This is a genomic window from Streptomyces sp. HUAS MS02 (assembly GCF_055702265.1).
The window spans coordinates 546,833-573,206 of record NZ_CM146747.1; the positions used below are offsets into that span (position 1 = coordinate 546,833).

A 26,374-nucleotide genomic window follows, 5' to 3' on the forward strand; every position below is an offset into this window, starting at 1 on the left:
GTCAGTCCTTCAGGCCGGCGTTGATGTCGGCGTTCATGACGTAGCGCTGGAAGACCAGGAAGACGGCGATCAGCGGGATCATGGAGATGACCGAGGCGCCCAGCAGGACCGACCAGTTGATGTTCTGCGCGCCGACGATGCTCTGGATGCCGATCTGCACGGTGAACTTGTTGGGGTCGTTCAGCATCAGCAGCGGCCAGATGTAGTCGTTCCACCGCCACTGGAAGGACAGGATGGCGAGGGTGAGCATGATGGGCCGGGAGATCGGCACCATGATCCGCAGGAAGATCGACAGCTCACGCGCGCCGTCGATGCGCGCGGCTTCCACGAGTTCGTCGGGAACCGTCAGGAAGAACTGGCGGAACATGAAGCATCCGGTCGCGGTGAGCACGGCCGGGAGGATGATGCCGGCGAACGAGTTGTAGAGGCCGAGGTCGCGGACCACCAGGAACGACGGGGCGAGCATGACCTCGCCCGGCAGCATGGTGGTGGCCAGGATGCAGAGGAAGAAGGCCTTCAGCCACCTGTTGTCGTACTTGGCCAGCGCGTACCCGGTGCAGCAGCTCACTCCCACCGTGAGGATCGTCGTGATCACGCACACGATGGTGGTGTTGATGAAGTACTGGGAGAAGTTGGCGCTGTCCCACGCCGCCCTGAACCCCGACAGCGTGGGGTTGTGCGGGATCAGCGTCAGCGGAACGGAGAACAGGTCGCCGGCCGGCTTGAGGGAGCTGAGGATGAACCACAGCACCGGCAGCCCGTACAGGCACGCCAGGACCCACAGCAGTGTCGTCGCGGAGACCGCCTGCCGGAGACCGTCGCGGCCCCCGCGGCGGGGCCGCTTCTTGGAGACGGTCCGGCCGGCACCGGCACCGGCGTCGACCGGGCGTGGGATGTCTGTGGTTGTCATCGGTTCTCCACCCGCCGGTTGACGATCAGCTGGATGATCGCGACGGCCATCAGGATGAGCATGAGCACGAACGACGCGGCGCTCGCGTAGCCGATCTGGCCCCGCTTGAAGCCGGTCTCGTAGATGTACTGCACCAGCAGGTTGTTCGACGTGCCGGGCCCGCCGTTGTTGAGGGCGACGAACACCGGGTACTCCTTCATCGCGTTGATCGTGTTGAGCAGGATGACGATGAACGAGGTGGGCGCGATGCTCGGCAGGGTGATGCTGAAGAACTGGCGCCAGGGGCCGGCGCCGTCGAGCGAGGCGGCCTCGTAGTACGACACCGGTACGTTCTTGATCGCCGCGATGAACAGCAGCATGGTGAAGCCCGTCCAGGCCCAGGCCGCCGCCATCACGACCACGAGCAGCGAGAGGTCCGCGTTCGACTGCCACGGAACGGCGTCTCCGCCGAACTTCTCGATGACGTAGTTGACCAGTCCGAAGTTCTCACCGAACATCCACCGCCACAGGACACCCACGACGATGGGCGACAGCAGCCAGGGAATGAAGAAGATGACACGGGCGACCGACCCGCCCTTGGCGTGCTTGCTCACCACCAGGTTGGCGGCGAGCAGGGAGACCACGAAGTTCAGCGGGACGAAGAGGACGGTGTACAGCAGCGTCCGGGTCAGCGCGTCGTAGAAGGTGGAGTCCCCGAGCAGGTTGTCGTAGTTGTCCAGTCCGATGAACTGGAACGCCCCCACGCCTGTGTAGTTGGTGAAGGAGTAGACGAGCCCGATCACCGCCGGCCAGACGAAGAACAGCGAGAAGAGCACGACATTGGCCGCGATGAGCACGAGCGGCGCAAGGGTGTACTTGCTGCGTCTCCTGGGCGGGCTCGCGGACACGGCCGAGGCGCGTTTTGTCATCTTCCTGACTCCGTGCTGGTGGATTGAGTTCCGGTGGGCTCAGGATCTGAGCCCGGCATCACGCGGGCCTGGGGGGCCCGGGCGGCGGCGTCTCGAATCCGCCGCCCGGGACTGTCGGCCTACGCTCAGCCGCCGACCTGCTGGTTGTAGCCCGCCACGATGTTCTCCAGTGCCTTGTCCGACGACTGCTGGCCGTTGATCGCCTTGCCGAGCTCCGTCTTGGTCGGGTCCTCGGCGAGGCTCTTGCCCTTCAGCGCCCAGCTCGTCTGCGCGCTGTTGAAGTAGCCGGAGATCGGGTCGTAGAGCGGGATGGACTCGTTGTAGAGCTTGAACGCCGCCTGCGCCGCCTCGGACTTGAAGGGGTACTTCGGGTTCAGACCGCTCTCGACCGGCAGGAAGCCGGAGGTCTCGCACAGCGTCCTGTAGTGGTCGGGCTCGTACAGCCAGGACAGGAACTTCTTCGCGGCGGCGGCCGCGTCGGCGTTGTTGTTGAAGCCGACCGTCATGCCGCCGCTGTTGACGTCACTGGCCTGCACCGGCTGGGCGGGGGTCGGGACGCTCGCCCACTCGAACTTCGTGATGCTCTCCGAGTAGGCGGCGACCTGCCACACGCCGGACCAGTAGGCGACGACGTCACCGCTCTGGAACATGGCCGACGGGTCGGCGCCGCTGGTCCACACCGACTTCGGCATGGTCTTGTCGTCGTTCCAGCCGACGAAGGTCTTCACGGCCTTCTTGGTCGCGTCGTCCACCGAGAACTTGCCGGAGTCGTCGGCGTGGACGTACTTGCCGCCCATCTCGTAGACCATGGCGCGCAGCCGGGACGGCGACTGGTCGAAGGTCAGGGAGTACTTGGCGTTCGTCTTCTCCCGGACCTCGTTCGCCGCCTTGATGAACTCGGTCCAGGTCCAGGTCTTGTCGGGCGAGGTCGGGTAGTCGACGCCGGCCTTCTCGAAGAGCGACTTGTTGATGAACATGCCGGACGCGGTGACGTCCGAGGGGATGGACAGCACCTTCCCGGACGAGTCCTTGGCCACGAAGTTGGTGTTGATCTTGTTCGCCTTGTTGTCGGCGATGTCCTTGAGGTCGATCAGCTTGTTCGACCAGATCGGGTCGAGCGCCGGCACGGCCGCCACGTCGGGGAGCGAGTTGGCCTGCGCGGAGTTGCGCAGCTTCGTCGTGTAGCCCTCGTAGGGGATGTTGACGAGCTTGACCTTGACGCCCGTCTCCTTCTCGTACTGCGCCACCATCTTCTTCCAGCCCGCGTCCTGCCCGGGAACCGTGGAGATCCAGAACGTCAGCGACTTGGAGGTACCGCCCGAGTCGGACTCCCCTCCTCCACAGGCGGAGAGCAACAGGGCGGCCGCCGAGACACCGGCAGCGAGGGGAACCAGGCGGCGCGTACCGCCGCGGCCGAGTCGGCTGGAGCGCCGCACACCCACAGTGGTCATCTTTGATCCCTTGTTTCGTCGTATGGGGACAGAGCACGGGGCCGACCGAGGCGGCACGGGTGCAGTTTGCAGGAAACGTCGCTCTCCGGGCGCGGCCTCGCCCGGCCGCGTCTCCACGTGGGGCGGGCTCCCCAGCCGTTCTGGCTGTCACCGCACGGGCACGCCCTCGTGCGGTTGCCGTACGTCGCGTACGGGCGGGACGACTCGCCCCAAGTCGGCGTCCCGGCCGACCTAGAAAGCGCTTGTCCGGACATTGGCAGATGCCGGTGGAGTCCGTCAATGCTTCACCCCGACCCTCCGGTCACGGTTTGGATTCCCCGGGCCACGGCCAGGCGGCTGGCCCCCACCACGGTGCCGCTGTCGCCGAGGGCGCTGCTCACGACCTCCGTGGGCCAGCTCAGGCGGGCCAACTCGGCCCGTACGCCGGGCAGCAGGCGGGACTTGGAGCCGACGGCACCGCCCAGCACGATCAGGCCGGGGTCCAGCACGGCGGTCGCCGCGGCGGCCAGTCGGCCCACGTCGGCGGCGTGCCGGCCGACGACGGCGCGGGCCGTGGTGTGTCCCGCGTCGGCCAGCGCGAACAGCCCGTCGACGGTGTCGGGGCACACGCCGTCCACGCCCCGCCAGGCGTCCGCCGCCCGCCGCAGCAGGGAACCCGCGCCTATGTGCGCCTCCAGGCCCTCGTGGCGGGGTTCCCGGTCCGCGTCCCACGGGTAGGGCAGCCGGGCCACCTCGCCCGCGGCGCCGTTCGCGCCGCGCAGCACCTGGCCGCCGATGACGACACCGAGACCGATACCGACGCCGATCCGCAGATAGCCGAAGGTGTCCCGGCCCCGGGCCGCGCCTTCGTGCAGCTCGGCGAGGGCGGCGCAGTTCACGTTGTTCTCGACGTGCACGGGCACGCCCGGCGGGAGGGCCACGGTCAGGGCGTCGAAGATGGGGCCCGCCTTGGCGGTCGCGGGCCGCACGGCCATGCCCTCCCGGCCCTGGGTGGTGACGTCGCCGACGGCGACCACGATGGCCCGCAGCGGCGCCCCGGCCGACAGCCGCCCCAGGGCCTGGGCGACGACGTCGACGGTGTCCGCCCGCGGTCCGGTGCCCTCGGCGAGCAGGGCGCCGTCCAGGGCGCAGACCCGCACCCGGGTGACGCTCGGCCCGAGGTCGACGGCGAGGACCGCGCCGGCGGCGAGCCCCAGGTCGTAAACGGCCGCCGACCTGCCCGTTCCGCCCGTGAGCGTGCCGGAGCGCGCGGCGAGTCCGGCGGCCTCCAGCTCCGCCACGGCGGTGGAGACGGTCGGCTTGGAAAGGCGCGCCCCGGTGGCCAGTTGGGGGCGGGTGGCGGTGCTCGACGCGGCCAGTACGGCGAAGACGGCGCGCGCGCTCTCGCTCAGTTGCATGGTCTCCCCAGTCGTGCCGCGATCATCCGGCCGCACGGTCGTGCGGTATCAGGCGTCCGGTCACCCTTGACGCCCTCTAATTCGTTAGTTAATTTCCTAACGAAGTCAAGCGGTACTCGCCTACCGCACCGTCAGAGGCCCGTCCCGGGGCTTCCCTAGCACCCCCCACAGACCCTGTGTGTCCAGGCACGGTTTCGCCCAGCCGTCGCTGCGCCCATCGCAACGCAACGACGAAAGAGGCCTCACGTGCCGGACTCAAGGCCCGTCGCGGTCGGTATCGACGTGGGCGGCACCAAGACCCATCTCCGTGCTGTCACGGGGACGGACCCGGTCGCCGACCACATCCGCACCAGCCGTGGCTGGCGGCCGCACGACCGGGCGGCCGCGGCCGCATGGCTGGCCACGCTGGTCGGGGAGGTGCTGCCCGCGCACACCCCTGCGTCCGGCGTGGCCGTCGGCGCCCATGCCTGCGAGACGCCCCGGCAGTGCGAAGGGATACGTCTCGCCCTCCAGGAACGGCTTCAGGTGCCGTGTCTGGTGGTGGGCGACGCCGAGCTGCTGGCTCCCGCCGCCGGTTTCGACAAGGGGGTGGGACTGGTCGCGGGCACCGGGTCGGTGGCCGTCGGCCGGTCCGCCGACGGTACGGCGGTGCAGGTCGGCGGCTGGGGCGCGGTTCTCGGTGACGAGGGCGGCGCCGCCGGTCTGGTCCGGGAGGCGTGCCGTGCCGTCTGGGCCGCGCACGACCGGGGCGAGGCACCCGACGCGCTCGCCGACCGGCTCGTCGCCTCCTTCGGGGTGAGCGAGGTGCCGGCGCTCGGCGGGGCCCTGGAGGCCGCCACGGCGATGTCCGCCGACTGGGGCCGGCACGCTCCCGAGGTGTTCGAGGCCGCCGAGGACGGCTCGGAACTCGCCCGCCAGGTGATCTCGGACGGGGGCCGCGCCCTCGCCTCGCTCGTGGCGCGGCTCGACGCCCGCCGGGTCCCCGTCGACAACGTGGTGGTGGCCGGCGGGACGATCCTGTCCCGGCCCGCCCTGTACGCGGCATTCGCCGAAGCCCTCGCCGAGGCGGTACCGTCCGCGCGACCGCATGTGCTCCAAGTGCCCCCGGTAGAAGGGGCGTTGGCACTTGCACGTACTCTCCTCCGACCGGCCACCGGCTGATCACCGGCCGGTCGTCGACCGGACATGGACCGGTCATCCGTCAGTTCCACGCTCAGCCCGCACCTGATCAACCCACCGCGAAAGGAGCGGCGCTCCATGCCGTCATCTGCCGGGCATCACACGCTCAACCGCCGTGTCTTCCTCAGGAACTCCCTCGGCGTCTCGGCCGGCCTGATCGCCGCTCCGACCGTCGCGAACCTCTGGCAGGCGCCCGAGGCCAAGGCCGCCACCGCGTTCGCGCCGTTCGTCGACGACTACACCACCAACGTCACGGCGAACCTGACCCCGGAGACCAACGCCGTGGTCCGGGCGCTCGGCGGCTTCGCCGAGATCTGGAAGACCGGCGACGCCTGGAACACCGGCACCCCGCTGCTGCCGGAGATCCTGCGCGCCAACATGCGCTACTGCGCGCGCCTGACCGGCCGCCGCACGGAGGCACAGGCCCGCGAGGCGTTCATCACCGACCGGCAGCACCAGAGCTACTCGGTGATCAGCGGTCTCGGCCCGCTGGCGGACCTGTACAAGGCCGGGGCCATGGCGGTCACCTCGATCACCTCCGCCCCCGACGGCACCCCGCCCGGCAAGATCAGCGACTCCGTCCCCGCCGACGCGCCCGCCGGATCCGCGAACGGCGCGGGCTCGACCACCTCGCGGCTCGGCAAGGTGGCCGAACTCGTCAACACCGTGCGCGGGCCGTTCGCGTCCAGCAACCCCTCGAAGTTCTCCTACCAGTACCCGCGCCCCTGGCGGATGAACGAGAACAGCGAGGTCGTCGACACCGGCGCGATCGACGAGTTCGGGTACCCGGTGTACGAATCCGCCGTGATCGTCGCCCCGCAGCTGCTGCGGCAGCGCGGCGAGAACCCGGCCGAGGACGGCGGCTTCCCCAGCGGCCACACCAACGCGCTGCACCTGGCGGCCCTGGCCTACGCGTACGCCGTCCCCGAGCGCTTCCAGGAGATGGTGACCCGCGCCTTCGAGGCGAGCCACGACCGGATCATCTCCGGCATGCACTCCGCGGTCGACGTCGTCGGCGGTCGCGTCATGGCCACGGCCCTGGCCGCCGCGGCACTCGCCGACCCGAAGAACGCCGAGCTCAAGGCCGCCGCGCGACGACAGGCCGCCGAGTACTTCCAGGCCGAGACCGGCACGACGGCCGACACGCTGTACGCGTACGCGCACTCCGCGGGCAGCGACACCGACCCGTACGCCGACCGCTGCGCCAACGCACGGCTGGTCGAGCCAAAGCTGACGTACGTGCTGACCCGGCGCGGGCGTTCCGAGGACCTGACCGTGCCCAAGGGCGCCGAGGTCCTGCTGGAGACGCGGCTGCCGTACCTCGACGCGGCGCAGCGGCGCGAGGTGCTGCGCACGACCGCGCTGCCGTCGGGCTATGTGCTGCTGGACGGCTGGGAGCAGTGGGGCCGGCTCAACCTGTTCGCGGCGGCGGACGGCTACGGCGCCTTCGACTCGGAGGTCACCGTCACGCTGGACGCCGCGATCGGCGGCTTCGCCGCGGCCGACACCTGGCGCAACGACATCGACGGTGCGGGCGGGCTCGTCAAGAAGGGCAGCGGCACGCTCACCCTGTCCGGGGCCAACCGGTACACGGGCGGCACGGTCGTGGAGGCCGGTGTCCTCGCGGCGGGCTCGAAGGAGGCGTTCGGGCGCGGTGACGTCCGGGTGAAGGGCGGCACGCTGGCCACCGGCGACCGTACCGTCCGGGTGCGCGGCGGCTACACGCAGGCCGGTGTCCTCGACGTGACGCTGGACCGAGGCACCGACGCCGCCCTCGTGGTCGACGGGCGCGCGGTCCTGGAGCGGGGCAGCAAGCTGGTGGTCCGCTTCGACGCGAAGCAGGCGCCGCGTTCCGGCAGCACGGTCGCGGTCGTCGGGGCGCGGTCGCTGCAGGGCCGGTTCTCGGAGGTCTCGGTGGCCGTCGAGGGCTGGTCGGCGGAGCAGGTCTTCACGGCGCACGGGGTGTCAGTGCGTCTGCGCAAGCACTGACTCCTTCGGGAGTGAGGCAGTCGGGGGTGACGTGAGCCGCCCCCGACTGCTGTCTGTTCTACGGGCTCGGCGGCAGCGCCTGCTCGGCCCAGATGGTCTTGCCCGCCCCGCTCGGGCGGCTGCCCCAGCGGTCGGTGAGCTGGGCGACCAGGAGCAGGCCGCGGCCGCCCTCGTCGAAGCTGCGGGCCCGGCGCAGATGGGGCGAGGTGCTGCTGGCGTCGGAGACCTCGCAGATGAGGGTGCGGTCGCGGATCAGGCGCAGCTGGATGGGGGCGCCGCCGTAGCGGATGGCGTTGGTGACGAGTTCGCTGACCACGAGCTCGGTGACGAAGACGGCCTCCTCCAGGCCCCAGCGGTTGAGCTGGTCGGTGGCGAGCTTGCGCGCCCCCGCGACCAGCGCCGGGTCGTCGGTGAGGTTCCAGACGGCGACCTGTTCCGCGTCGAGGGCGCGGGTGCGCGCGAGGAGCAGCGCCACGTCGTCGGCCGGGATCTCCGGCAGCAGTGCCTTCAGCACGGTGTCGCAGGCGCGCTCCAGGCCGTCGACCGACCCTTGGAGCGCGGCGCACAGGGCGGCGGTGCCCGTGTCGATGTCACGGTCCCGGGCCTCGACCAGACCGTCGGTGTACAGGGCGAGGACCGAGCCCTCGGGCAGCTGGAACTCCGTGGCCTCGAACGGGAGGCCGCCGACGCCGAGCATCGGCCCGGCCGCCACCTCGACGACCTGGACGCTGCCGTCGGGTCGTACCACCACGGGCGGGACGTGCCCGGCCGAGGCGATCGAGCAGCTGCGGTCCACCGGGTCGTAGACCGCGTACAGACAGGTCGCGCCGATCTCCCCCTCCCCCGTGCCGTCGCCGGCCGCGAGGTGTTCGACGAGGTCGTCCAGGTGGGTGAGGAGTTCATCGGGCGGCAGGTCGACGTCGGCGAGCGCCCACACGGCGGTGCGCAACCGGCCCATGGTGACGGAGGCGTGGATGCCGTGGCCGACCACGTCGCCGACGACCAGTGCCACCCGGGTCCCGGACAGCGGGATCACGTCGAACCAGTCGCCGCCCACTCCGGCCTGCGACAGCGCCGGCAGATAGCGGGAGGCGAACTCGACGGCCGCCTGCCCGGCGACCGTCTTCGGCAGCAGACTGCGCTGGAGCGCCAGTGCCGTACTGCGTTCCCGGGTGTAGCGGCGGGCGTTGTCGACGCAGACGGCCGCCCGGCTGCAGAGCTCCTCGGCCAGGGACACGTCGTCCTGGTCGAAGGCGTCGGGGTGCTCGGGGGTCAGGATCCGCACGAGGACGGCGACCCCTAGGGTCGTGCCGCGCGCGACCAGCGGTACGGCCATCAGGGAGAGGTCGGGGGCCTCGGCCTCCTGGAGTTTGGCGGAGCGGGCGCCGTGCTGGGCGAACCAGGAGTCGAGGAGGTGCTCGCCGGTGCGGGTGAGCACGGGTTCGCCGCTGAGCAGGGCCCGGGCCGGTGGGGAGAAGGGCGGGTAGACGTCGGCGGCGCCGAGCGCGATGGCCGCCTCCGGGACACCGGGCGTACCGGAGTGATGGGCGGCCCTGCGCAGCCGCACACCGTCCTCCACGGGGACCGTCTCGGGTTCCTCGCCCTGGAGGACGGACTCCAGGAGGTCGACGCTGGCGAAGTCGGCGAGCCGTGGGACGATCAGCTCGGCGAGTTCACGGGCGGTATGGACGACGTCCAGCTTGGTGCCGATGGAGCCGGCGGCCTCGTTGAGCAGGGCCAGGCGCTGGCGGGCCCAGAACTGCTCGCTGCTGTCGAACCCGGCGAGCGCGGTGCCGATCAGCTCGCCGGCGCGGTCGCGCACGGGCCACATCTCGAAGCTCCAGGAACGCATGCGCCGACCGGAGGGCGAACGGGTCCAGCTCTCGTAGTGCACCGGCTGTCCGGTCTCCACCACGATCTCCAGATGGCGCAGGAAGCCCCGGCTGTGCTCGGCGTCCTCCACGGTGTCGAGGAAGTACTGGTGCCGGAACTCCTCCTCGGGCCGGCCCATGACCTCGCACGCCCAGTCGTTCATCCGCAGATAGCGCTGCCCGGTGTCGAAGACGGACATGGACATCGATGCCTGGTTGAAGGCCAGCTCGCCGAGGCCCCGCTCGGTCGGGTCGGGCGCGACCTGGACGACGAACCGCCGCCGCTCCCCCTCAGCGCCCCGCACCGGGCAGATCCGCACGGCGGCCTTCTGCCGGCGCCCGTCCCGGTGGCGCAGGTCCACCACCGCGTCGCCGTCCGTCAGCAGCGTCCGCCAGACCGCGGCCGGGTCCCCGTCGACCAGGTCGGCCGCCGGCCTGCCGGTCACCTCCTGGGCGCTGTACCCCGTGAGCCGTCGGGCGCCCTCGCTCCACCCCGCGACGAGGCCGCGCGCGTCGACCACCGCCATCGCCTCACCGGCCGTGGCAGCCCGCGACGCGCCGGACGCCTTCGTCACCATATGGCCAGGATGGTCCGATCAGGGCGGGGCAACAACCTGGCCACGCCCATGACGTGCCGGGTCGATGGCCCCGGCGGGCGGCCGCCCCCTAAAGCACCGTGCGGGATTCGAGGTCCTTGCGGGTGTCGTTGCCGTAGACGCCGGTTTCGTCACCCCGGATGCCGTACCAGAGCTGGAAGCGCGCCACCGCTTCCTTCAGGACGACGTCGTACCGGCCGGAGGTGGAGCCGTTGTCGTACACGTTCGGGATGCGCAGCAGCCGTTGCTGGAGTTCGGAGACCTCGGGGCCGCTGTCGCCCTCGCGCAGGGTGCCGGGGCCGTCCGGGTCGGCGCCGTCGTCCGGGGCGGGCGCCGAGGTCGCGGGGGCCGAAGCAGCGGGGGCCGAAGGAGCGGGGGCCGACGGGGTCGGGGTGACGACGCGTGCCTCCTTCTCCGTGCCGGCGCCGGGCAGGAGCAGGGCGGCGGCGAAGCCCAGCAGGGCCGCCGCGCCGACGCCGACCACCACGGCGGCGCGCTTGAGGCCCGAACCGTCGCCGGGCGCCGGCCGACGCCGCTGCCGGCGCCGGTGTCCCTCGTCGCGCGGAACCGTGCCCGAGCCGAAGTCCTCGCCGACCATGACCGGGGGCAGTTCCTCGGTCTCGTACTCCGTCCGGGGCAGGATCCGCTCGGGAGCGGGCTCCGTCCCGGCTGCGGGCGTCGGCGCCGAGGGCGGTGCCGACGGCGGCGGCGACGGCACCGGTGCCGGGGTGGGGGGTACGACGACGGTCTCGTACTCGTCGTCGGCCGCGGGTGTCCCCTTGTACTGCTCGAACTCACGCAGCAGCTCGGCCAGGGCCTCGGTCCTGCGCCGGCGCACGACGTAGGTCGGCTCGATCGTGGGACGCTTCGCCGTCCGGCCCGGTTCGGGCGGTTTCGACACGCTGTTCTCCTTCTGTGCACGCGGTCTCCCGCCATCCCCGAGAGGAGATACGGGCAGCCGGGCCGGGAGGTTCAGCGCAGGGGGCGGCGCCGGGGGGGCGGTCGGGAGCGCGGCGACGACTTCCCAGCCGGGGCTGTGCGCGCGGGCGGGTCCGGAGAGGGCCACCGAGCGCGGTGACCCGTTCGGTGAGACCCCCCAGCCCGAAGCCACCGCCCCGGGCGGCCTCCGGCAGCCGTGCGCCGCCGCGCCCGTCGTCACGGACCACGACCTCCGGGCCACCGGGCCCGCGGCGGACGTGGACGGTGACCTCGGTGGCGTCGGCGGCGTGCCGGCGGACGTTCGTCAGGGCCTCCCGCACCACGCGGAAGGCTGCGGACTGCACCTAGTTCGGCAGGCCGTCGGGGACGGAGTCGTCGTGGCGCAGCAGGGCGGCGGGGCGGTGCCACGCGCACCGTGCGTCCGCCGACACCGCGGACACCGCCGACACCGCCGACACCGCCGAAACGGCGCACCCGTTCGTGGACGCCCGCAAGATCCCCCACCGGCCGCCGGTCGGCGCTCCCGGTCTCCTCCTCGTGGTCGCGCGGCAAGACGACCGTGCGGCGCATCGGGGCCGGCGCCTCGGTCGCGGCTCGCTCGATGTCCGCGAGCACGGCGGCGAGGCGCTCGGGCCGGGTGACGGCCATGATGCGGGCGACCTGCGTCCGCTCCAGGATCCGGGTGACATCGTGGGCGACGACGTCATGCAGGTCCGCGGCCATCGCGAAGCGCTCCGCCCGGCGGGTCTCGGTGACGATCTGGGCCCGCCGGTTGTCCAGCTCAAGCTCGCGGCCCGGAACCGGGTCGAGATCGCGGCGTGTGCGTGGCGGACCGGGCACGCGGGCCACGGCACGTCATAGTCACTGCGTGAGGATCACGTCGTGAGGGTGATCCGGATGCCGATCGTGCCCTCGGCGCCCCGGCGCAGTCGGCTGCCGAGGAGGGTGAGCCGGCCGAAGATCCCGTACTTGCGGGCGATCAGCCCCCGATAGGCGGCGGAGCCGGCCGCGTCCAGGATCTCGGCGCGGGCGGGGACGGAGTCGCCTGTGGGGTTGCCGCGCACGTCGCAGGGGCCGACCAGGACGTCGGCGCGGTTGCGGATGCGCTTGACCTTCCAGGAGTCGGCGACGGTCCAGACTCCGAGGGCGTCGCCGTCCCGTACCACCCACACCGGAGTCGGCACGGTGGTGCCGTTCTTGCGGTAGGTGGTGACCAGCAGGTACTTGCCCGCGCCGAGCGCGTCGAGCGTGGTGTCGTCGGCCATGACGGGAGTCTAGGACCCCTGTGACGGGCCCGGGCGCACGGCCGCCGGCGGAAACCATGGCGGCCGTACTCCCAGGAACGGACGGTGCGGCGGCGTCAGTCCAGCAGGCCGTCGTAGTCGGGCAGCTTGTACGTGCGCTCGGCGTGGCCGCCGACGAGGTCGGTGGTGTTGTTGCCGACGTTGGCGATGATCGTGTAGCCGTCGGACTCGATGTCCGCGCGCGAGGCGGTCTTGTAGGCGGAGACCTCGGAGAAGAGATCGGGCAGGTCGCGCACATAGAGTCCGTCGACCGGGTAGCCGACGTTCTTCAGGTTCCACTCGGTGAGGGACTCGATGATGCCGGGGCGGGCGGTGACGAAGAAGACGTCCACCCCACGGGACTTGGCGTACTTGGCCAGCGCCAGGGAGGGCTTCAGGGCCGGGGTCGGCAGCTGGTACCAGGGCGTGTAGTGCGTCTCCAGCGTCGTGTTGTCGATGTCGAAGACGATGGCGAGCTTCTGCCCCGAGGAGTTCGCGGTGCGCTGCTGGATGTAGGGCGTGGCCGTGTCGATGACGGTCTTCACGTCCTTCTGCCAGGTCGCGTAGTCCACTTCGGCGGCCGCGGCCGCGCCGACCGCGGCCGTGACCGGCGCCGCGGCGGCCGGCCCGGCGGCGGTCATCGAGGCGCCCAGGCCCAGGACGGCCACCGTGGCGACCGTGGTGACGCGGCGTCCCACACCGCTTGCTGTCATGTTCGTCCCCTTCTTGTCATGTCAAAGCGGCGAGGTGGTCGGATCCCTCGCCGCAGTCGTCATGGTCATGTCCATCAGTGGCCGGGAGACTACCCAAGAGTTACTGATTAGTAGAGAGGTCGCGACGAACGTTCTTCGACGGGACAAGGCCCGTGGGTCCGACCGCGGACTGTGAAGATCGCAGAACACTCGGCAAACACCAACCCGCCGGTCTACATTGCCCGTTGAACGAGCGCTCTTTCACAGAAGATCCAGGAGTTGATGCCGTGACGGACAACCCGGCAGCCTCGGACTTCCCGTCCTCGTCGCTGAACCGTCGCATCGTCACCACGCGGCCGAGCGCGGCGCGGATCTGGAACTACTGGCTCGGCGGCAGGGACTACTACGAGGTCGACCGCAAGGCCGGGGACGAGATCCGCCGACTGCATCCGAGCATCCACGACTACGCCCGGGCGGACCGGCGGTTCCTGCGCCGGGCGGTGCGCCATCTGGCCGCCGATCTGGGGATCCGCCAGTTCCTGGACATCGGTGCCGGGCTGCCGACCGCGGAGAACACCCACGAGGTCGCCCAGCGCGTCCTCCCGGACGCGCGGATCGTCTACGTCGACAACGACCCGCTGGTCCTGGTGCACGCGCGGGCCCTGCTGACGAGCGCGCCCGAGGGCCGTACGGACCATGTCGACGAGGACGTGCGCAACGTCGACTCGATCCTCGAACACGCCGCGCGGACCCTGGACCTGAGCCGGCCGGTCGCGCTGATGCTGCTCGACGTGATGGCCTTCGTGGCCGACGAGGAGGACCCGCAGGGCATCGTGCGCCGCCTCATGGCCGCGCTGCCCTCCGGCAGCCATCTGATGCTCTCGCACACCGTCACCGACCCGCGGTGGCCCGACGTGGACATCGCGGCGGCCTGGTGGAACGCGCACGGCACCCCGCGGCTGACCCAGCGCACCCCCGAGACGGTGGCCCGCTTCTTCGACGGCCTCGACCTCCTCGAACCGGGCGTCGTCTCCTGCTCGCGCTGGCGCCCGGAGCCCACCGACGAGGACACCGGCGAACCGGAGGAAGTGGCCATGTACTGCGGCGTGGGAGGCAAGCGCTGATGACGACGCACCTGGTCCGGCTCCAACTGGACGTCACCGGCTTCGACCTGGCACGTTTCCAGCCGTACGTCGACAAGTGCCGGACCTCAGGCATCCGGCTGACGACGCTCTCCGAACTCGGCGACACCCCGGAGAACCGACGGGCGTTGTACGACCTCAACAAGGAGTGCTCGGCCGACATCCCCGAGCGCGGCGCCTTCTTCGCCTACGACGAGTACCACCGGCTCCGCTTCGAGGTGCCCTCCTACGACCCGCGCGGCGTCGTGCTGGCCCTCGACGGCGACCGGTGGATCGGCATGGCGGCCACCTCGGACCGGCGAGACTCCGGATTCGTGTTCAACGAGATGACCGGCGTGCGGGCCGGCCATCGCGGCCGGGGCGTCTCGGTGGCCATGAAGACCTTCGGCATCGGGTTCGCCGGGATGTGCGGGGTGAGCACCGTCCGTACGGTCCATCACCCCGCCAACAGCCGTGCGATCGCCATGAACCGGACGTTGGGATACGTCGACGCGGACTGGTGAACATGTGCCGGTCATCGCACGTATGAAAGGAGGGCGCTCAAGGACCGGACGCCCTGGCGGTGTTGACACCGTGTCGGACGGGGTTCGGGAGCCAGGCGATGAGGCACGCACGACGACGAGTCGTGAAGCGGGTGGCGCGGCTGACAGCCGCGGGTGGAGTGATCTGCGGAGCCCTGATGGTCACGCAGGCGGCGATGGCGACCGAACCCGCCGTCACCCCGCCCGCGACCCCCAGCGCGGTGCTGGCCGCGTCCGGCACCGGGAACGGCCTGCTGAGCGAACTCGGCACCGAACGGACGGCAGGCACCTGGATCGCCGAGGACGGCAGTCCGGTCGTCGCCGTCACCGACGAGAAGGCCGCCGCCGAGGTCAAGCGGGCGGGCGCCCGCCCGAAGATGGTCGAGTACAGCGGCGAGGACCTGAAGTCCGCCACGGAGGCACTGCGCTCGGCGCCCCGGGTGCCGGGCACCTCCTGGGCGATCGACCCCGCCTCCAACGAGGTGGTGGTCCGCGCCGACAGCACCGTCTCCAAGAAGGACTGGTCGAGCCTGACCGACCTCGCCAAGGAGATCGGCGGTTCCGTACGGATGGAACGCACCGAGGGCGCGTACACGATGCGGCTCAACGGCGCGCAGCCGATCTTCGGCACCGGTGGCCGCTGCTCGATCGGCTTCAACGTGACCGACGGCGAGAACGACTTCATGCTGACCGCCGGGCACTGCGGGCCCGCGGGTTCCGTCTGGTTCTCGGACGACCAGGGCCGCCAGGAGATCGGCCGGACGACCGAGACCAACTTCCCCGGCGCCGACTACTCGCTCGTCCAGTACCTCCAGGACGCGCCGAGCAACAAGACCAACGTCGTCTCCGTCGGCGACGGCCGCGGTGTGCGCATCACCTCCGTCGGTGACGCGGCGGTCGGGCAGCGGGTCTTCCGCAGCGGCAGCACCAGCGGCTTCCGCAACGGCGAGGTGACCGGTCTCGACGCCACGGTCAACTACCCCGAGGGCACGGTCACCGGTCTCATCGAGACCACGGTCTGTGCCGAGCCGGGCGACAGCGGGGGCCCGCTCTTCTCGGAGGGCGTGGCGCTCGGGGTGACCTCGGGCGGCAACGGCGACTGCGAGGAGGGCGGTACGACGTTCTTCCAGCCGCTGTCCGACGCCCTCGACGATCTCGGTGTCCAGCTGAACGGTCTGCCGCAGTCCGCCGTCCGGCCGACAGCGGCGGGCGACGGTTCCGAGGAGGACGCCCAGGGTGCCGCCGCGCCGGGCTCCGCCGAACCGGGTGCCGTGGAGTCCGTCGAGTCCATCGAGGCCGCCTCCGACCTCATCGACCGTCTCGTCGACCCCCGCAACGTCGGCCCCGGCCTGCTGGTCATCGCCGGCAGCATGGTCGCCCTGGCGGCCACCCGCTTCATCCGCACGGAACAGGACCGCCAGGCGTACCGGCGCCAGTACTCACAGAGCTGGAGCTAGAAACGCTCGGAGGCGGGGCTGGAAACGAGTCGAGCGCGCCCCTTCGAGGGGCGCGCTCACAAGGGCCGCGGGGAAGCGCGCGATCAGCCCCCACCGGCCCGCCGGCCGACGACCTACGAAGCGGCGGCCCACTCGAGAACCAGACGTTCGTACTCGCTCCGCTGCTCCCTGTTCAACGTCCCACCGCTCCGGAACCAGAGCGCCCGGATCTCCTCGTTGACCTCGGCGGCCGTTCGCGCCGGTACTTCCGCTCTTTCCAGGACGACATCAGGGGTAGTGGACATGGTGTAAACCATATGTCCTCGAACGTGAAGCCGATGTGAGTAAAGGCGCCACTTCCGACATTACGGACCGTGAAGCTGATCACTCTGCGTTTACGGCTCCACCGCCCCGAGCACGAGCACCTGAATGACGTGAACGCCCGGGTCGCGGCCCGCTGCACCCTGCCGGGCTCCCGGCCGTCCGTCAGGTGCCCGGCTTGCGGCCGTACACGTAGACGTCGTCGCCCTTCTTCAGCAGCGACCAGTACTTCTTGGCGTCGGTCTTCGTCATGTTGGTGCACCCGTGGGAGCCGGGCGGGTTCCACATGCTGACGCCCACGGAGTGGAAGGCCTGGCCGCCGTCGAAGAACTGGGCGTAGGGCATGGGCACGTGGTAGATCGACGAGACGTGGTCGATGTTGCGCCAGTAGATCTTCTTCAGGCCGGTGCGGGTCTCGTAGCCGTCACGGCCGGTGCGGACCGGGACGGGGCCGTAGACGAGCTTGCCGCCGTCCTGGATCCAGCTGAGCTGGAGGGTGAGGTTCACACAGGCGATACGGCCCTTGTTGGTGGGGCACTTGCCGGCCTTGTTGGGGTTCTTGCCCACGGCCTTCTGCTTGTTCATGAGGTCCATCACGCCCCAGGTGACGGATCCCGCGTACCCGATGGTCGGGGTGATGCCGTGCTTGGCCTGGAAAGCCTTGATCGCCTTGCAGTCGCCGGCGGACTGCTTGCCGTCGACCGTCCGGCCGAGGAACTTCTCGACCTGCTTCTGGTACGGCCCCGTCGACGTCGTACAACTCGCCGCCTGCGCGGGCCCGGTGCCGAGCGCGAGCGTGAGCGGTGTGAGCAGTCCGGTGATCGTGAGTGCGACGGCGCCTCTTCTGCCTATGTCCCCCATGGCGGGCCTTTCCCTTTCGCGTGGTTTCTAGGTCCTGCCTGCCTAGACAGGCCACCGGCTGCGACGGTTGTGGGAGAGCCCACGCTGAGACGAAACAGTTACACAGCCGGGAATTCGGATATACAGTTACCCCCATGAGCAACAGCGAATCCATAACTCGCGTGGCGTTGAAGAGAATTACCCCCGATGTCTCCGGGGCGATGGGCTCCCTGCACGGTGCCGCCGTTTCCGCGGCCCGCGACGCGAAGGTCGAGCCCGAGATCCTCGAACTGATCCGAATTCGCGCCTCGCAGATCAACGGCTGCGCCTTCTGCCTGGACATGCACACCAAGGACGCCCGCGCGCAGGGCGAGACCGAGCAGCGGATCTACGCGCTCGGCGCCTGGCGCGAGACCCCCTTCTTCTCCGCCCGCGAGCGCGCCGCCCTGGCGTTGACGGAGGCGGTGACGCTGGTCCACGACGGGCACGTGCCCGACGACGTCTACGCCGAGGCCGCCGAGGTGTTCGACGACGAACAGATCGCGGCGCTGATCTGGGCGGCGACCGTGATCAACGCGTACAACCGGATCGCCATCGCGACACGGATGGTCCCGGGGGCCTACCAGCCCGCCCAGAAGTAGCACCGCAGGCCCGGGATTCCGGAATCCCGGGAAATTCCAGACAATTCATCAATCCATCGAATCATCGAAATACCGCGAACGACCTTCAGCGCCGGGCCGAATTCCTCTTCGCCCCGGCGCTTCTGCGCGCACGTACATCGCTGTTGAATTCAGTGGTCGGGCAGCGGCTGCATGAGCCCGTCCAGCCAGCGGCGCCATTCGGGGGCGCGGACCGCCCGGCCGGGGGTCATCGGTCGTCCGGTCCAGGCGACGACCGGGCGGATGCCGTGGAGGGCGTTGACGAGCCACACCTCACGGCCGTCCAGCTCGGCCAGCGAACGCTCGCGGTGGGCGACCCGTACTCCGGTACGGGCGGCGTGTTCCAGGACGAGGGCCGTGGTGACACCGGCGAGGAGCGGCAGCCGGGGCGGCGGGAGGCAGAGGGTGTCCTCCTCCCACCACAGCAGGCTGGAGTTGGCGGCCTCCAGCACCAGACCGGAGGGCGCGATCAGTACCGCCTCGTCGGCCTCGGCACCGGCCGCCCGTCTGCGCACCCGGGCCAGGGCGTCCAGGTCGGGCCCCTTGCGGCGGGGCACGGTGCGCGGGTCGGGCTGACCGGCCGCCCACACCCGGATCTCGGCCGTGAGCGGCGGGGCGTGCCGCAGCAGCACCCTCAACTCCAGGGATCCCGCCGCGAGTTCCACACGGGGGAACCACTCCCCCGTACGCGGCAGGGCACGGGTCATGTCCTGCCAGAAGTCGACGACCTGCGTCAGGGGCGGCGCGCCGCACTCGCCGCAGGACCGCGTGAAGCGTTCGCGGTGCCGGTCGAAGCCGCGCACCCGTCCGTCGCGCAGCAGCCACGAGTCCGCCACGAGGAGGCGTCCGCCCTGTGCCTGGCCGGGGACAAGGCCGTGTTCGGGTGACCAGGTCAGCAGACCTTCCACGACGGCGGGTTGTGTCACTCAGTGCTCCTGTGGGTCTCTCCGGTTCAGTACTTGCGGCCCGCGACGGCCGGGGCGCCGTGCCGGGGGCCGTACGGCGCGTGCTCCAGCCAGGCTCCGCAGCGCGGCACCATCGGGGCGAGGGCGGCCGCCGCCCGCTGCTTGACACGGACGATACGGCGCCGGGGCCGCAGATGGTCCAGGGCCGTGCCGGCGGCGGCGCTGTTGAACAGGCCCGCCGCACGGCGGATCCCGGCGAAGGAGTCGACCGCCTCGGGGGTGCCCTCCGCGATCGCACGGGCCGCGGCGACCGCGTCCGCGATACCGCTGTTCATGCCGCGCGCCCCGAACGGCGGGAAGAGGTGCGCGGCCTCGCCGGTCAGCAGCACCCGGCGGTGCGGGTCGGTGAAGTCGACGGCGACCTTGCGCAGGAAGCGGTAGGTGGACACCCACAGGATCCGCTCGCCGTAGCCGTCGCCGACGACGTCGGGCAACCAGCGGCATACGGCCTGCCGGGTGCCGAAGTCCTCTGTCGCGTCGTCGTCGCGGCACTGGAGGTCGAGCTGGAAGCCGCCGGTGAACGGCACCCGCATGACACTGCGGCCGCCGAGCGCCGGGTGCTCGTAGTGGAAGACCCGCTCCAGGGGCAGTGCGGCGCCGGGGATGTCCGCGAGGTCCACCACGACGTGGAAGCCCTCGCCGTGGGTGCCCTCCAGCGGGATGCCCAGTTCGCGGCGTACCGCCGAGCGGGCGCCGTCGGCGGCGACCGCGTAGGTGCCCCTCCAGGTCCGGCCGTCCTCGCCGGTGAGGGTCACCCCGTCCGGGTCGGTCCGTACGGCGGTGATCCGGGCGTCCCACACGAACTCCACGCCGGCCTCCCGGCAGGCGGTGAGCAGGAAGCGCTCGGTGTCGACCTGGCGGAGGCTGGTGAAGGGCGGGGTGCCGGTGGTCGGCGGGAAGGTGCGGGCGTAGACCTCGCGGCCCCGGTACAGGGTGCGCCTGGTGTGCCAGGTCCGCCCGTACCCGGCGATCGCGGCGGCGAGCCCCGGACGGATCTCCTCCAGCAGGTGCAGGGTCTCGCGGTGCACGAACAGGGCGCGGCTGCCGGGGCGTTCACGGCCCTCGGGGTCGGCTTCCAGCAGGGTGACGGGGAGGTCGTGGGCGCGCAGGGCGAGGGCGGCGGCCAGCCCCACGGGCCCGGCGCCCACGACGAGGGCGGGGGTCGTCATGCGCGGGCGCTCTCGGCGAGCATGCGGGTGATCTCGACGCGCTTGACCTTCCAGGTGGAGGTCATCGGCAGTTCGTCGAAGCGCCACTGCCTCGGCTCCGCCATGGCGGGCAGATCGGCCGTGGCCTCGTGCCAGCGTCGCAGGTCCAGGGGCCGTTCGCCGCGTACGCAGACCACGGGTACGGGTTCGCGGTCGGCGCCGGGGACGATGACGACCTCGCGCAGCTCCTCCAGGCGGGACATCAGGGTGTCCTCGACCTCCAGGTTGCTGTGCACGGAGTCGATCTGGTCGATCTCGCGGTCGATGAGGTAGAGGGCGCCCCAGCGGCTCTGGTAGCCCATGTCGCCCATCTGCCACCAGCCGCTGTCGAGTTGGCGCAGATAGCGGTCCCGGGCGCCCAGGTAGGTGAGGATACGGCCGCGGGTGCGGGCCTCGATCCGGCCGGCGGTGCCGGGGGCGACCCGCCGCCCGGCGTCGTCGGCCACGCGGACGCGGGTGAAGCCGGGGATGCCGATGCCGACCCGGCGGCCGTCGGCGCGGGCGGCGCTGCGGCGGGTGAACCACTGGAAGGCGACCGGGCCCGTCTCGCTCTGTCCGTACAGCTGGATGAGCCAGGGCGAGCGGCGCCGCGAGGCGTCCAGGAGCCGCTGCACGGTCCGCGGGTGGATCGCGTCGAAGGTGGAGCCGTAGGAGCGGACGCGGGACAGCGGGGCACCGGGTGCGTCGGCCAGCTCCTCCCACAGCACGAAGGTGTTGGGGTGGGTCTCGACGATGCCGGGGCGGTGGCGGGCCAGCAGCGGGCCGACGTTCGACGGTTCCGGGTCGACGATCAGGAGCAGCGGGCTGCCGAAGTGCAGCAGGACGCCGAGCAGGTGGTAGAAGCGCGAGTGCACGAACGACATGTGCAGGGCGGCGGTCTCGCCCCGGGTGGGCCAGCCCATCGCCTTCTGCGGAACGAGCCGGTTCCACATGGTGTTCGGGCAGTGCACGGCCAGCTTGGGCAGTCCGGTGGTGCCGGAGCTGTGGGTGATGAGGGAGGCGTCCCGGTGGTGCAGGCGGACCGCGGCCGGGGTCGGCGCGCCCTGGTACTTCTGCAGCGGTTCGGCGCCCGGGGCGTCGTCGACGCCGAGGGTGCGGCGGACCAGGCCGGTGAGGCCGACGTCCTTCAGGGGGCCTTCGAGCTTGGCCCGGTCGGTGATCAGCCAGGGCTTGTGCAGGCGTTCGAGGAGCTGTCCGACCACCGGGCCGGCGAGGCCGGGCGAGAGCAGGACGGGGACGGCGCCGATCCGGGAGACCGCGCAGGTCAGCAGCACGATGTCGACGTTGTCGGTCTTGTGGACCACCACCTCCTCGGAGGGGCGTACGCCCGCTTCCCACAGGCGCCCGGAGAGTTCGTCGACGAGGTCGGCGAGGACGGTGTAGGTGAGGTCGGTCCCGATGTCGGGGTTGACGCCGAGGGGCCGGTCCAGCGTGACGAAGACCGGACCGTGGCGGTCGGCGGCCTCTCTGAACATCGAGCCCAGGTAGAACCCGCGGCCGGCGAGGACGGGTTGCCGGTCGATGGGGAGCCGGTCTCGCATGGCGGCGGACCTTTCTACGGGGACGAGGGTGTCGGCCATGGCTCACCACGCTCCTTGGCGGACGAGGTGGCGGCGGAGCTTGCCGGTCGCGGTGCGGGGCAGCGTGGGCACGAAGCTGACGCTGCGGGGGACCTTGAAGGCGGCGAATGTGTCGCGGGCCATGCAGATCAGTTCGGCCTCCAGGCCCACCCCGATGGGCGGGACGGGGATGACGAAGGCCCGTAGTCTGCTGGCGCCGCGCTCGTCGGTGACGGCGGCGACGGCGACGTCGCGGACGCCGGGGTGGGTGCGCAGCAGCGCCTCCACCTCCAGCGGGGAGACGGTGATGCCGCCGACCATCTCCATGTCGTCGGCGCGGCCGAGGTGGCGGTAGGTGCCGTCGGGTTCGCGGACGGCCCGGTCCCGGGTGGCCAGCCAGCCGCCGACGAGGGTGCGGGCGGTCTCCTCGGGCCGGTTCAGGTAGCCGGGTGTCACCGTCGGTCCGCGCACCCAGAGTTCGCCCGTCTCGCCGTCCGGCACCGGCTTGCCGGCGCGGTCGCGGAGTTCGACCTCGAAGCCGGGGACGGGCCGGCCGACCGTACCGGGGTGGTTGTGGTCGAAGCTGTTGGCGCAGAAGGCGTGGCCGGCCTCGGTGGAGCCGATCTGTTCGAGGACGGGGGCGCCGAGCAGTTCGGTGACCCGCGTGCCGAGTCCGGCGGGCATGCCCTCGCCGGCCGACACCGCGACGCGCACCGAGGCGAAGCAGTCCTGGTGGCCGTCCGCCCGGTCGGTGACGAGGGCGGCGTACGCCGAGGGCACCGAGTACAGCAGCGTCACACGGTGCCGGGCGACGAGTTCGTCGACCGCCGCGGGGGTGGGACGGCGGTCGACGAGGACTGCGGAGGAGCCCGAGAAGAGCGGGAAGACCAGGGCGTTGCCGAAGCCGTAGGCGAAGTACAGCCGGGAGACGGAGAGGGTGACGTCGTCGGGGGTGATGCGCAGGAGCCGTCGGCCGATGAGGTCGTGGTACGTCTTGGGGTCGCCGTGGACGTGGACGACGCCCTTGGGGTGACCGGTGGTTCCGGAGGTGTACTGGATGTACAGGGGGGTGTGGGCGTCGACGGGGTGGGCCGTTTCCCTGGGCGTGGCCGTGGTGCTCAGAGCCGACAGTTGGTCGGAACCGAGGCGTGGGGCCGCTGCCGCCGTCTCCACCGGGCGGATCGTGCGTGGCTGGTCGCGCCCACGCGGCGGAGCGGCATGTGTCACAGCCCCGCGCCCCTGGCGGGGCACGGTGACACGGGCCGGAAGGTGACGCTCCAGCCCCGGGCCCGTCACCCACAGGACCGCCTTCGTGTCCTCTGCCATGAACTGGAGTTCGGGCGGGGTGAGTTCGGGGTTGACCAGGACCGCGACCGCGCCCAGGCGGGCCAGGCCGAGGAAGGTGGTGACCCAGGTGACGGAGTCCGGGAGGGCGAGCAGGACGCGGTCGCCGGGGCGGACGCCGTGGTCGGCGAGGACGGTGGCGGTGCGGGCCGCGAGATCGTGGATCTCGCCGTGGGACCAGGCCCGGTGGCCCTGGTGGAAGGCCGGCCGGTCGGTCCAGCCCCGTCGCTCGACGAGGGCGGCGAGATGGGCCGCCAGGTTGCCGGGGGCACCTGCGTCGGCGGCCCGCCGGGTGGGCCGGGAGGTCGTGGTGATCGTCATCGCGTCGGCTCCTCGGTGACGGCCGGGGCGGAGGCGTGCTCCCGGTGGGCCCGCATCAGTGCCGCTGTCTTCAGCAGCATCTCGTCGTACTCGGCGGCGGGATCGGAGTCGAGGACGATCGCTCCGCCCGCGCCCAGGTGCATACGGCCGCCCTGGAACACGGCGGTACGGATGACGATGCTCAGGTCCGCGCCGCCGCTGCACCCGAGGTAGCCGAGGGCTCCCGAGTACACGCCGCGCGCCTCGGTCTCCAGCGCGTCGATGATCTCCAGGGTGCGCAGCTTGGGCGCCCCGGTCATCGAGCCACCGGGGAAGCAGGCCCGGACGCAGTCCACGGCGTCGGTGCCCTCGCGCAGTCTGCCCTCCACCGTGGAGACGAGTTGATGCACGGTGGCGTAGGTCTCGGTGGCCATGAGACGGGTGACCTTCACGGAGCCGGTCCGCGAGACGCGGCCGAGGTCGTTGCGGAGCAGGTCGACGATCATCAGGTTCTCGGCGCGGGTCTTGGCGTCGGCGGCCAGTTCGTCGCGGAGTTGGTCGTCCTCCTCCGGACTGGTGCCCCGGGGCGCGGTGCCCTTGATGGGCTTGGCCTCGGCGACGCCGTCGCGGGTGATCCGCAGGAAGCGCTCGGGGGACGAGCCCGCGATGTCGAGGTGGCCGAACCTCAGGTAGGAGGCGTACGGGGCGGGGTTGATCCGGCGCAGCACCCGGTAGAAGTCGTACGGGTCGTAGGGAGCGGGTAACCGGGCCGCGTTGGTCAGACAGACCTCGTAGCTGGTGCCCGCGTGCAGCTCCGCCTTGCAGGCGTCGATGTCGGCGAGGTAGGTGGCGCGGTCGCGGACCAGCCAGGGTTCGGCGGCGCGCGGGTAGGGCGCGGTGGCCGCCTTCAGGGGGACCGTGGCGTCCGAGCCGACGAAGGTCAGCTGGGCCAGCGCGGTGTCGAGCCAGTCGCCGGCCTCGCGGCAGGCCGCCGGCGTGTCCTCGGAGAGGCAGACCGCGTAGGTGTGGCCCTCCAGGTGGTCCACGGCGATCAGCCGGTCCGCGAACAGCCAGGCCGCGTCGGGCGTCTGGGCCTTGTGCCGGTTCACGGAGCCGGTGTCGGCCTTGAGTTCGTAGCCGAAGTAGCCGACGTAGCCGCCGGTGAAGTCGAAGGGCAGGCCCGTCGCGTCGACCTTGCGGCCGGCCAACTGCCGCTTGAGGTAGTCGAAGACGCTCGCCCGGACCCGGCGGGTGGGCCGGCCCTCGCGTTCGATCTCGCACAGGCCGCTGTCGACGTCGTAGCGGACGACCTCGGCGAGGGGGCCGCTTCCGTCACCGAAGAACGAGAACCGCGACAGGTCCGGCTCGACGCGGGAGCTGTCCAGCCAGAAGGCGTGCCGCGCGTCGGCGTACATCCGGGTGAAGGCGGCCTCGGCGTCGACGGCGCCGGCGATGCGACGGGTGTGCAGCCGGTAGGCGGGACCGGGGGCCCGCCGGGGGCGGGGGATGGCGCCGGCGAGAGGACCGGGCACGGTGGGGTGGGTGCCGGGGACGGGGGCGACCGCCGTGTTCTTGGTACGGGGGCTGCCCGCCCGTTCCGCCGTGAGGTTGCGGAAGTTCACCATGAGCCGGTGGCCGTGGTCGGTGAGGATCGACTCGGGGTGGAACTGGACGCCCCACAGCGGCCGTTCGCGGTGCCGCAGCCCCATGAGGACGCCGTCCTCGGACCAGGCGGTCGCCTCCAGGGCCGGCGGCAGCGGCTCGCGCACGGACAACGAGTGGTAGCGGACGACCGTGAAGTTCTGCGGCAGGCCCCGGAACAGGTCGCGGCCGTTGTGCCGGACGGTGGACAGGTGCCCGTGGCGGGGCCACGGCGCGGGCTCGACATCGGCGCTCTCCCCCACCGCGATGCCCTGGTGTCCCAGGCAGACGCCGAGGACGGGAATCTCGGCCTCGGCGATCACCCTGGCGGCGATACCGAAGTCACGCGGTCGTGCGGGGTGCCCGGGTCCCGGCGACACCACCACGTTGTCGAATTCCCCCAACGCCGGAATGTCGTCGGCCGAGGCGTCGTTGAGCACGACCACCGGCTCCTCGCCGTTGACCTCGGCGATCAGCTGGAACAGGTTGTACGTGTACGAGTCGTAATTGTCGATGAGCAGGGTCTTCACCCGCCCACCCCCCTCTTCGTTCTCGGACCTAGGCGGTCCGTCGTTTGTGCCTACCGCGCAACGCCTGTAACGGCGGATACAGCCATTTCTTCAGGAATCTCTGGAGTCTCGGCATGAGAATCCAGGTGACGATGGCTGCCACGGTCAGACACAGCAGAAGTGTACGGAAAAGCGGATTCAGGTCGTTGAGATAGGGAAGTATTGCCTGGTTGAACAAGAACACGGGCGGGAAGACCGCACCGGAATTCACCAACCAGAGTTTCCATTTCGGGGGTGGCCCCGGCGGGCCGGCCGGCGTCGGGGCCCGCGCGGTCTGGGAGTCGAACCAGGCCCTGGAACCCACGATGCTCCGCCGACCCGTCTCCTGCGCCAGTGGGTCGGCGCGGGCCGACAGCTGTGCCCAGACCACGGAATTCTCCCAGGTCCGGGCCGAGTCCTCGCTGTCGAAGCGGTAGACCACATGCCAATCAGCCTCTCCGTCGACAAGTACGCCACCCCCCAGAAAACCCGGCTGCTGTGCACTCGTACGCAGCGCGGCCCACCCCCAGGAGTGGAAGTCGGCCTCGCGCCCCGGCACCACCTGGTACGCGACGGTGACGGTGACGGGATTCCTGCTCACTCCGTCGAATACGCGAAGAACACGGGCGCCGTTCAAGCCTCAACGAAGTTTTTCGACAGTGCCTGGATCGTACG

23 protein-coding genes and 1 pseudogene are annotated in these 26,374 nt (G+C 71.2%); 6 read left to right on the top strand and 18 right to left on the bottom strand.

Annotation, left to right across the window (positions count from 1 at the left end; all coding sequences use genetic code 11):
• Window position 1: 1 nt before the first annotated feature.
• From ACZ9QC_RS02425 to ACZ9QC_RS02440, 4 genes are all read right to left on the bottom strand, one after another.
• Entirely contained in the window at window positions 2-910 is a 909-nt protein-coding gene (locus ACZ9QC_RS02425; protein ID WP_472918568.1) for a carbohydrate ABC transporter permease, read from the bottom strand.
• Window positions 907-1,818: a carbohydrate ABC transporter permease gene (locus ACZ9QC_RS02430; RefSeq protein WP_472918569.1), complete on the bottom strand. Its 912-nt coding sequence runs from the start codon at window positions 1,816-1,818 to the stop codon at window positions 907-909. Before ACZ9QC_RS02430 ends, ACZ9QC_RS02425 begins: the two co-directional genes overlap by 4 nt.
• 125 nt (window positions 1,819-1,943) lie before the next feature.
• Window positions 1,944-3,269 carry an ABC transporter substrate-binding protein gene (locus ACZ9QC_RS02435; RefSeq protein ID WP_472918570.1) on the bottom strand — a complete coding sequence of 442 codons (1,326 nt, stop codon included), beginning with the start codon at window positions 3,267-3,269 and terminating at the stop codon, window positions 1,944-1,946.
• A 284-nt stretch (window positions 3,270-3,553) separates the two neighbouring features.
• A complete protein-coding gene (locus tag ACZ9QC_RS02440; RefSeq protein ID WP_472918571.1) occupies window positions 3,554-4,666 on the bottom strand; it encodes an ROK family protein in 1,113 nt (370 codons plus the stop codon).
• A 246-nt stretch (window positions 4,667-4,912) separates the two neighbouring features.
• On the opposite strand from ACZ9QC_RS02440, the gene ACZ9QC_RS02445 reads away from it, so the two are divergent.
• Both ACZ9QC_RS02445 and ACZ9QC_RS02450 read left to right on the top strand, forming a co-directional pair.
• Window positions 4,913-5,827, top strand: coding sequence for a BadF/BadG/BcrA/BcrD ATPase family protein (locus ACZ9QC_RS02445; RefSeq protein ID WP_472918572.1), 915 nt, complete (start codon window positions 4,913-4,915; stop codon window positions 5,825-5,827).
• Between the two features lie 96 nt (window positions 5,828-5,923).
• Window positions 5,924-7,834, top strand: coding sequence for a phosphatase PAP2 family protein (locus ACZ9QC_RS02450; RefSeq protein WP_472918573.1), 1,911 nt, complete (start codon window positions 5,924-5,926; stop codon window positions 7,832-7,834).
• A 58-nt stretch (window positions 7,835-7,892) separates the two neighbouring features.
• Here the strand turns inward: ACZ9QC_RS02450 and ACZ9QC_RS02455 are convergent, their stop codons facing one another.
• The 6 genes and pseudogenes from ACZ9QC_RS02455 to ACZ9QC_RS02480 all read right to left on the bottom strand — a co-directional run bounded on the left by ACZ9QC_RS02455 (window position 7,893) and on the right by ACZ9QC_RS02480 (window position 13,236).
• A complete protein-coding gene (locus tag ACZ9QC_RS02455; protein WP_472918574.1) occupies window positions 7,893-10,283 on the bottom strand; it encodes a SpoIIE family protein phosphatase in 2,391 nt (796 codons plus the stop codon).
• Between the two features lie 88 nt (window positions 10,284-10,371).
• Window positions 10,372-11,202, bottom strand: a complete 831-nt coding sequence (locus ACZ9QC_RS02460; protein ID WP_472918575.1) for a peptidoglycan-binding domain-containing protein — start codon at window positions 11,200-11,202, stop codon at window positions 10,372-10,374.
• A complete protein-coding gene (locus ACZ9QC_RS02465; RefSeq protein ID WP_472918576.1) occupies window positions 11,096-11,584 on the bottom strand; it encodes an ATP-binding protein in 489 nt (162 codons plus the stop codon). Before ACZ9QC_RS02465 ends, ACZ9QC_RS02460 begins: the two co-directional genes overlap by 107 nt.
• Before the next feature lie 268 nt (window positions 11,585-11,852).
• Window positions 11,853-11,963 (bottom strand): annotated as a pseudogene (locus ACZ9QC_RS02470) (sensor histidine kinase); the annotation flags it as partial.
• A gap of 152 nt (window positions 11,964-12,115) precedes the next feature.
• Window positions 12,116-12,505 carry a PPOX class F420-dependent oxidoreductase gene (locus tag ACZ9QC_RS02475; RefSeq protein WP_472918577.1) on the bottom strand — a complete coding sequence of 130 codons (390 nt, stop codon included), beginning with the start codon at window positions 12,503-12,505 and terminating at the stop codon, window positions 12,116-12,118.
• A 95-nt stretch (window positions 12,506-12,600) separates the two neighbouring features.
• On the bottom strand, window positions 12,601-13,236 hold the full coding sequence (locus ACZ9QC_RS02480; protein ID WP_472918578.1) for an HAD family acid phosphatase: 636 nt from the start codon (window positions 13,234-13,236) through the stop codon (window positions 12,601-12,603).
• 266 nt (window positions 13,237-13,502) lie between these two features.
• Here ACZ9QC_RS02480 and ACZ9QC_RS02485 point away from each other — a divergent pair, with 266 nt between their 5' ends.
• From ACZ9QC_RS02485 to ACZ9QC_RS02495, 3 genes are all read left to right on the top strand, one after another.
• Entirely contained in the window at window positions 13,503-14,339 is an 837-nt protein-coding gene (locus ACZ9QC_RS02485; RefSeq protein ID WP_472918579.1) for an SAM-dependent methyltransferase, read from the top strand.
• Window positions 14,339-14,860 carry a GNAT family N-acetyltransferase gene (locus ACZ9QC_RS02490; protein WP_472918580.1) on the top strand — a complete coding sequence of 174 codons (522 nt, stop codon included), beginning with the start codon at window positions 14,339-14,341 and terminating at the stop codon, window positions 14,858-14,860. The genes ACZ9QC_RS02485 and ACZ9QC_RS02490 overlap by 1 nt, the downstream gene beginning before the upstream one ends.
• A 98-nt stretch (window positions 14,861-14,958) precedes the next feature.
• Window positions 14,959-16,335 carry a S1 family peptidase gene (locus ACZ9QC_RS02495; RefSeq protein ID WP_472918581.1) on the top strand — a complete coding sequence of 459 codons (1,377 nt, stop codon included), beginning with the start codon at window positions 14,959-14,961 and terminating at the stop codon, window positions 16,333-16,335.
• 113 nt (window positions 16,336-16,448) lie between these two features.
• Here the strand turns inward: ACZ9QC_RS02495 and ACZ9QC_RS02500 are convergent, their stop codons facing one another.
• On the bottom strand, window positions 16,449-16,631 hold the full coding sequence (locus ACZ9QC_RS02500) for a hypothetical protein (protein ID WP_020115084.1): 183 nt from the start codon (window positions 16,629-16,631) through the stop codon (window positions 16,449-16,451).
• 169 nt (window positions 16,632-16,800) lie between these two features.
• Window positions 16,801-17,496 (bottom strand): L,D-transpeptidase family protein, encoded by a 696-nt coding sequence (locus ACZ9QC_RS02505; protein ID WP_472918582.1) that lies wholly within the window; start codon window positions 17,494-17,496, stop codon window positions 16,801-16,803.
• A gap of 134 nt (window positions 17,497-17,630) precedes the next feature.
• On the opposite strand from ACZ9QC_RS02505, the gene ACZ9QC_RS02510 reads away from it, so the two are divergent.
• Complete coding sequence (locus ACZ9QC_RS02510; protein ID WP_472918583.1) at window positions 17,631-18,116, top strand: carboxymuconolactone decarboxylase family protein; 486 nt, start codon at window positions 17,631-17,633, stop codon at window positions 18,114-18,116.
• Between the two features lie 149 nt (window positions 18,117-18,265).
• Here the strand turns inward: ACZ9QC_RS02510 and ACZ9QC_RS02515 are convergent, their stop codons facing one another.
• Genes ACZ9QC_RS02515 through ACZ9QC_RS02540 form a run of 6 tightly spaced genes read right to left on the bottom strand, consistent with a single transcriptional unit; the run spans window position 18,266 to window position 26,300 of the window.
• Entirely contained in the window at window positions 18,266-19,060 is a 795-nt protein-coding gene (locus tag ACZ9QC_RS02515; RefSeq protein ID WP_472918584.1) for an aminotransferase class IV, read from the bottom strand.
• A 26-nt stretch (window positions 19,061-19,086) separates the two neighbouring features.
• Window positions 19,087-20,268, bottom strand: a complete 1,182-nt coding sequence (locus ACZ9QC_RS02520; RefSeq protein WP_472918585.1) for an FAD-dependent monooxygenase — start codon at window positions 20,266-20,268, stop codon at window positions 19,087-19,089.
• Window positions 20,265-21,887 carry a class I adenylate-forming enzyme family protein gene (locus ACZ9QC_RS02525; protein WP_472918586.1) on the bottom strand — a complete coding sequence of 541 codons (1,623 nt, stop codon included), beginning with the start codon at window positions 21,885-21,887 and terminating at the stop codon, window positions 20,265-20,267. The genes ACZ9QC_RS02520 and ACZ9QC_RS02525 overlap by 4 nt, the downstream gene beginning before the upstream one ends.
• A gap of 3 nt (window positions 21,888-21,890) precedes the next feature.
• Window positions 21,891-23,531, bottom strand: a complete 1,641-nt coding sequence (locus ACZ9QC_RS02530; protein WP_472918587.1) for a benzoate-CoA ligase family protein — start codon at window positions 23,529-23,531, stop codon at window positions 21,891-21,893.
• Window positions 23,528-25,681: an aminodeoxychorismate synthase component I gene (gene pabB / locus ACZ9QC_RS02535; RefSeq protein WP_472918588.1), complete on the bottom strand. Its 2,154-nt coding sequence runs from the start codon at window positions 25,679-25,681 to the stop codon at window positions 23,528-23,530. The genes ACZ9QC_RS02530 and pabB overlap by 4 nt, the downstream gene beginning before the upstream one ends.
• A gap of 28 nt (window positions 25,682-25,709) precedes the next feature.
• Window positions 25,710-26,300 (bottom strand): antibiotic biosynthesis monooxygenase, encoded by a 591-nt coding sequence (locus ACZ9QC_RS02540; protein WP_472918589.1) that lies wholly within the window; start codon window positions 26,298-26,300, stop codon window positions 25,710-25,712.
• Between the last annotated feature and the right edge of the window lie 74 nt (window positions 26,301-26,374).